The following is a 6529-nucleotide window of genomic DNA, read 5'->3' on the forward strand; positions in this document are numbered from 1 at the left end:
GCGTGACCAGTCAGCGGGCCGGTTCGGACCAGCCGACTTCGGCCAGGAAGGGCTGGGTGTGCGCGATGCGCCCGGTCAGGGTCTTCGGATCGCCGGTGCACAGCCGCAACGCGGTCTCGGTGATCAGTTCGATGTCCTCGGTGTCGGTCTTGGCCAGATCCAGGGTGCCCGCTCCCGGGGTCGCGACGGGATTCGTCGGAGCGGCGGCGTTGACGGCGATGCCGTCGTCATACAGTTCGGCGGCAAGGCTTTTGGTCAGCCTATTGAGCGCGGCCTTGGCCGTGCCGTAAATGCCGAAACCCGCGGTCCGGTCGAATTCGGAGAACGGCGGTCCGGGCGGCAGGTCCCCGCCCACCGAGGTCAGGTTCAGAATCCAGCCCCGTCCCCGCTCGCGCATCGCGGGAATCGCCAACTGAATCAAATGCAATGGGCCCAGGACGTGCATTTCCATCATCAGCCGGACCCGCCGGTCCGGGAACCCGTCCAGGGGCCGCAGGAAGGTCACCGCGGCGTTGTTGACCAAGATGTCCGGAGCGCCGACGGCGCTGGACACCTCGGCAAAAAGCCGTTCGCGTTCCTCGGCGTTGGATAGATCCGCCTGAACCGCGACGGCCCGACCGCCGGCGGTGACGATCTCATCCAGCGTCCCGCCCAGCGAGCCCTGGTACTTGGGATCGGGATCCATCGTCCGGGCGGTCAGTGCGACCGTGGCCCCCTGCCTGGCCAGCCGCGCGGCGATCGCCTTGCCCAGCCCCCGACTGCTTCCGGTAACGAGCGCCACCATTCCGTCACAGCGTTGGTCAGCTCCCATCGTCGCCCTCCTCGGGACCGTCCGAAAATGGCTTCTCCAAAGTAGAGAATGTCATTATCAGTCGCTCCCAGGTATATGCATCGCGTTTTGGCCTAAATGGTGCGCATCGCGTCGTTATAGCCACTCCCAACGTCGCAGCCCCGGCTCCTACCGTGACTGCCATGCAGTCAGTTCCTGATCTCCTCGACACAGCCGTCGCGCGGGCCGCGCTCCGGTTGTCCCGCTCCACCGAGTCGCCATCGGTGTTCAACCACAGCGTGCGCAGCTACCTGTTCGGCGAGCTGCTCGCCGCACGTGAGGGTCTGCGTCCCGGCGCGGACTATGACAGTGAGGCTCTATTTCTGGGCTGCGTACTCCACGATCTCGGCGCCGGCAGTGCGGCCCCCGGCAAACAGCGATTCGAAGTCGAGGGCGCCGACCTGGCGGCCGCGCTGCTGACCGAGCACGGCTGCGAACGCGCCTTAATCGACGCGGTGTGGGAGGCCATCGCTTTGCACACCTCCTTCGGCATCGCCGACCGGCGCGGACCGCTGTGCGAGCTCGCTGATGGACGCGATCGTCGCCGTCGCGCAACGCACCCCTGCAGCGGCCCCGCCCTATTCGCTGCCCGGCGGGGTGCTACGTGAACGCCAAACCGACGGCATCACCCTGTTGGAGCTGGCCGCGTCGCACGCTCGGTGGGGTGAGTGACGGTCGCGGCCCACGTGAGCAGTCGCCGCCACAACTGATGCCGGCTCGAGGCCATGTTGTGGCAGTGCGCGCTACCTGCCAGGACGACCGTGGTGACGTCGGGGCTGTTGCGGTACAGCCGGGCCTCCGCGCGTGGGTCTGGTGAAACGTCAACGGCGCCATAGCCGATAAGCACTGGAACGTCGATCTGCGCGGCGTGCTCGGCGACGACACCGGGGATCATGGCGGTGCCGAACACGCGCGGGACCACCGATTTGGTGGTGACGGAGTCGGCTTCGACGACATCGGCGGGGACGTCGGCAAGGTGAAACCAGCTCAACATGTGCTCGCGGGGGCCCTCGAAATAGGGCTGCGGAAGAGCAGAGAGGATCTCCTCGGCCAGCGCGGCGCGGCCTTGCGGGGTCGCGGAACGGGCGATGAATGCCGGATCCAGGTTCAGCGGCGCGACGTGTTGATTGGTGCACCCGAGGACTGCCAGCCCGGCGTAGCTGGAAAACAGCGCTTGTTGAGTGATCGCCAGGTACCCACCCAGCGAATGCGCAACGGCCACGGGCGGTAGGCGCTCGCCGGTTTCGGCTGGCAGCGCACAGACGGCACGGGCGAGCGTGGCGGCTATCTCGGCGAAATCGAAATCGCGGACAGGCTTAGAGCTTTCGCCGGTGCCCAACGGGTCGATCGTCACGACGGCGTAGCCGCGCTCGGCGGCGAAGTCTGCGAAGCTGTACCCGCGATGGCCGGCAACGTTGAGGTCCCAATATTCGCGGCTGTAGGTGCCACCGGGCAGGCAGACCAGTACTGCGCCGGCAGCATCGCGAGTGCGCCGGGGGTAGTAGGTCGCCGCCAACGACGCTTGCTCCCCGACCACGTCGCTGACGTCGAAGCGCATCGGTGACCGGTGTTGGGCAGGAGAAGTCATAGGCGCAAGTTCCTTCGCGATTCGATCGCGACGCCAGAATAGCCGCGCCCGAAATGCCGGCGGACTGATTCTGCGATTCAGCCGCGCGAGCCCCAGGGGTTCAGCGACAATCTCTCCGAGAATTTGTCGAAGCCACGCCTTTAAAGCGAGGGACGGAGCATGGTCAGGACCGGCGTTGCGACCGCGGCACGGGCCGCCGGTGCCGCGGTGCTGGCCGCTGCGGCCGCGCTGGGATTGGCAACCGGCATGGCGGTGGGCCCGGCGATGGACATCGCCCAAGCCGCTCCCCACTCGCCCAACCCGCCGAACAGTTGGGGCACCCTCTACGGCGACCCCGAAGCGGCTGCGCCGTTTTGGCACTACCAGCAGTACGACGACGACTGCGTGCCGATGGCTGTCGCCGACGTGGTCGGTGAACTGACCAGCAACCAGCCGTCCGAGCACGCCATCGTCGAACTGGCGCATTCGACCCCCAGCATCACCCACTCCGGACCGATCTACACCATTCCGGAAAAACAGAAGCACGGTGACGGAAGTTCTTTCAACGATGAACCGGTGCTGCTCGCGCACTACGGCATCCAGGCGGTGAGCACCAACAAGACAAGGGCCGAAAAAACCGGTCTCCCCACCGGGATGGAGTCACTCCAACAAGCTCTGGCCAAGGGCCGCAAGGTGATCGCCGGGGTCAACGCCGAAGTCATCTGGCGCGAGCCCGTCAAGGACAAGAACAAGGACGGCGATCCCGAGGCCAACCACGCCGTGGTGGTGACCGGTGTCGACACCGCGAGGGGCCTGGTGCACCTCAACGACAGCGGCAGCAGAAGAGGCCGGGACGAAATGGTGCCGATCGACGTCTTCGTCAGGTCGTGGGACAGCAGTGGTCAGCAAATGACCGTCACGAGCTAGGCCCGAGCTTGGCCCGCACGGCGTCTACCGGGACCTTTTGGTTGCTATGGACTTCCTATGCAGCTGTCGCGAATTCGTGCGAAATCCGCCGTGGGAGTGCTAGGTGTTGTGCGTCCTGCCGGGGGCGACGAGGAAGGAGCACCCGGTGAAGGTGCTCGTCACGGGAGGCACGGGTTTCACCGGCTCGCACACCGTGCGGGCGCTGGTCACTGCCGGCCATGAAGTGCGCCTCCTGGTGCGCGACCCCGCCAAAGTGCACAGCGTCTTCGAGCCCGACGGTTTTGTCCCGGACGACGTCGTGGTCGGCGACATGACGGACGGTGCCGCGGTCGACGAAGCCCTTGCTGGCTGCGACGGGGTCGTGCATACGGCAGCGCTCGTCGACCTGCGCCGGGCGGCGGCGCGCCTCGTCGAGGACACCAACTCACGTGGCGTCGAGTTGGTGGTAGGTGGCGCGGTGCGGCGTGGGTTGCCCCGCATCGTCTACGTGTCGAGTCTCGGGGTCTTCTTCGAGCCGGGCGGCCCGCCGTTGTCACCCGAGCTGCCGATCGCGCCCGGCACCACGGCATACGCGCGCTCGAAGGCGCAAGCCGAGCGCTACGTGCGTCTGCTGCAGGAGAACGGCGCACCGATCAGCATCTCTTATCCGTGCGCCATCTCCGGCCCAGACGACCCCACCATGAGTGCGGCTAACGAAGGCGTACTCGCGCATGTGCGTGATCTGGGGATAATCACATCGACCGGCTTACAGGTTGTTGATGTCCGCGACCTGGCAACGCTGCATCTGAAGTTATTGGATCTGCCGGCCGGAATGCATCGCTATGCCGCCGCGGGCGAGATGCTTACCTGGTCCGACTATTTCCAGTTGCTGGACAACCTCATTGGCCATCGCATCCGACGGATACGGGTGCCGGGCGGACTGCTGCGCGCCGCCGGTTCGGCAGGCGACGTGGTAAAGCGGTTCTACGACTTCGACTTTCCGTTGACGCGCGACAGCATGGAGTTTATGACGCGATGGCCCGGTGCCGACGCCGGCCGCACCACCCGTGAACTCGGGCTGCACTTTCGAGAGGCCGTCGAGACCTACCGTGACACGCTGATCTGGATGTACCAAGCCGGCCACCTCACCGCCGAACATGTTGGACGACTCGCGGATATCGCGCTGAGGTCATAACGCTCGCGATCCTTTCCCGCCCGCAACGCCGTTCCGTCACGAATACGAGGACTTGCGTTCACCTGGCGGACGCCAGTTGCGCACCTAATGTGCAAGCGTCGCTGCCAAACTGACGAGCTGCGCGCCGCGGTCGCATCGGTGCGATGCTGCCACCATCCCTAGGGAGTAGGAGTCACGATGACCGATGTGGATCAGACACCCTCGGACGGAATGTCGGCCACCGGTTCGGTACCGGCCGGCCCGGTCGAGCCGACGCGCACAGGGATGCAGGCGCCCGCGCTGCAGCGCGCGATCACCGATCACCTGCGCTACTCGATCGGCCGCCCGGCCGCAGCCCTGCGCCCCGAGCATTACTACCGGGCGCTCGCGCTGGCCGTGCGGGATCGCATGCAGGACCGCCGAGTGGCGTCGACGCAGACCTCCCTCGATCTCGGCCGCAAGGTGACGTGCTACCTGTCGGCCGAATTCCTGATGGGTCCGCAGCTGGGCAACAACCTGCTGAACCTCCGCATGGAGCAGGCGGCAAGGGAGGCGCTCGCGGAGATGGGCCAGGACCTCGACGAGGTCCTGGCCTGCGAGGAGGAACCGGGACTGGGCAACGGCGGCCTCGGCAGGCTGGCCGCGTGCTACCTGGACTCTCTGGCCACCCTCGAGCGTCCGGCGATCGGCTACGGCATCCGGTACGAATTCGGCATCTTCGACCAGGAGATCCACGACGGCTGGCAGGTCGAGAAAACCGACAACTGGTTGGGTAAGGGAAACCCTTGGGAGATAGCGAAACCCGACGTCAGCTACCTGGTCAAGTGGGGCGGCTACGCCGAGCACTACACGGACCCAGAAGTAGGGGCCGGCCATGACCGCGTGCGGTGGGTGCCGGGGCGGCTGCTGAAAGGCGTCGCCTACGACACGCCCATCCAGGGCTACGGCGTCAACACGTGCAATGTTCTGACGTTGTGGAGCGCGCGGGCCGTCGAGTCGTTCGCGGTGGAGGCCTTCAACATCGGTGACTACTACAAGGCGGTCGAGGACGAGGTCACGTCGGAAACGGTCACCAAGGTGCTGTATCCCAATGACGAGCCCGAGGCGGGCAAGCGGCTTCGCCTGCTCCACCAGTACTTCTTCGTGTCCTGCTCGCTGCAGCACGTGCTCCACATCGTGGATGACCTGGCCGATGTCTCCGTGCGCGAACTCCCCGACCGGTTCGCCTTGCAGCTCAACGACACCCATCCCTCGATCGCAGTCGCCGAGCTGATGCGATTGCTCATCGACGAGCGCCACCTCGACTGGGACGAGGCGTGGGACATCACGGTCGCGACTTTCGGCTACACCAACCACACCCTGCTGCCGGAGGCGCTGGAGACGTGGCCACTGGAGATGTTCGCCGAGTCGCTACCCCGCCACCTCGGGATCATCTACGAGATCAACCACCGCTTCCTCGACGAGGTGCACGCCCGGTTCCCCGGCGACGGCGACCGGCTCCGCCGGATGTCAATCATCAGCGAGGACGGCAACAAGAACGTCCGGATGGCGCACCCCGCGACGGTCGGCAGCCACGCCATCAACGGCGTCGCCGCACTGCACTCGGAGCTACTGAAAGACAGTGTGCTCAAAGACTTTTACGAGATGTGGCCCCAGCGGTTCAGCAACAAGACGAATGGCGTGACGCCACGCCGCTTCCTCGCGCTGGCCAACCCCGGGCTGCGCGAACTGCTGGACCGCACGGTCGGTGACGGCTGGCTGACCGACCTGGGGCGCCTGCGCGGACTGGAGCCGTTCGTCGACGCTGCCTCCTTCCGTCAGCAGTGGCGCGACGTGAAACGCAGCAACAAGGCGCGCCTCGCTGAGTACATCCACTCAGTGGCGGGCGTCGAACTGGACCCGGACTGGATGTTCGACGTCCAGGTCAAGCGCATCCACGAGTACAAGCGCCAGCATCTGAACATCCTGCATATCATCACGCTGTACCACCGGCTCAAGCAGAATCCCGGCCTGTCGATTCCGCCGCGGGCGTTCATCTTCGGCGGCAAGGCCG

The 6529-nt window shown here is 65.9% G+C and carries 6 protein-coding genes; 4 read left to right on the plus strand and 2 right to left on the minus strand.

The annotated features are described in order from the left end of the window. Positions 1 to 10 precede the first annotated feature (10 nt). On the minus strand, positions 11 to 811 hold the full coding sequence (locus ACLP9N_RS14650; RefSeq protein WP_442408101.1) for an SDR family NAD(P)-dependent oxidoreductase: 801 nt from the start codon (positions 809 to 811) through the stop codon (positions 11 to 13). Between the two features lie 161 nt (positions 812 to 972). Here ACLP9N_RS14650 and ACLP9N_RS14655 point away from each other — a divergent pair, with 161 nt between their 5' ends. After that, a complete protein-coding gene (locus ACLP9N_RS14655) occupies positions 973 to 1437 on the plus strand; it encodes an HD domain-containing protein (RefSeq protein ID WP_442408102.1) in 465 nt (154 codons plus the stop codon). A gap of 17 nt (positions 1438 to 1454) precedes the next feature. Here the strand turns inward: ACLP9N_RS14655 and ACLP9N_RS14660 are convergent, their stop codons facing one another. Then, complete coding sequence (locus ACLP9N_RS14660; protein WP_442408103.1) at positions 1455 to 2417, minus strand: alpha/beta hydrolase; 963 nt, start codon at positions 2415 to 2417, stop codon at positions 1455 to 1457. 159 nt (positions 2418 to 2576) lie between these two features. On the opposite strand from ACLP9N_RS14660, the gene ACLP9N_RS14665 reads away from it, so the two are divergent. From ACLP9N_RS14665 to glgP, 3 genes are all read left to right on the plus strand, one after another. Then, positions 2577 to 3323: a hypothetical protein gene (locus ACLP9N_RS14665; protein ID WP_442408104.1), complete on the plus strand. Its 747-nt coding sequence runs from the start codon at positions 2577 to 2579 to the stop codon at positions 3321 to 3323. A 145-nt stretch (positions 3324 to 3468) separates the two neighbouring features. Continuing rightward, positions 3469 to 4497 carry an NAD-dependent epimerase/dehydratase family protein gene (locus tag ACLP9N_RS14670; RefSeq protein ID WP_442408105.1) on the plus strand — a complete coding sequence of 343 codons (1029 nt, stop codon included), beginning with the start codon at positions 3469 to 3471 and terminating at the stop codon, positions 4495 to 4497. A gap of 210 nt (positions 4498 to 4707) precedes the next feature. Next, the coding region (glgP, locus tag ACLP9N_RS14675) for a glycogen/starch/alpha-glucan family phosphorylase (protein ID WP_442408106.1) at positions 4708 to 6529 on the plus strand (1822 nt) is incomplete at its 3' end.

The sequence above is a fragment of the Mycobacterium sp. genome (genome assembly GCF_052144515.1).
Lineage (GTDB): Bacteria > Actinomycetota > Actinomycetes > Mycobacteriales > Mycobacteriaceae > Mycobacterium.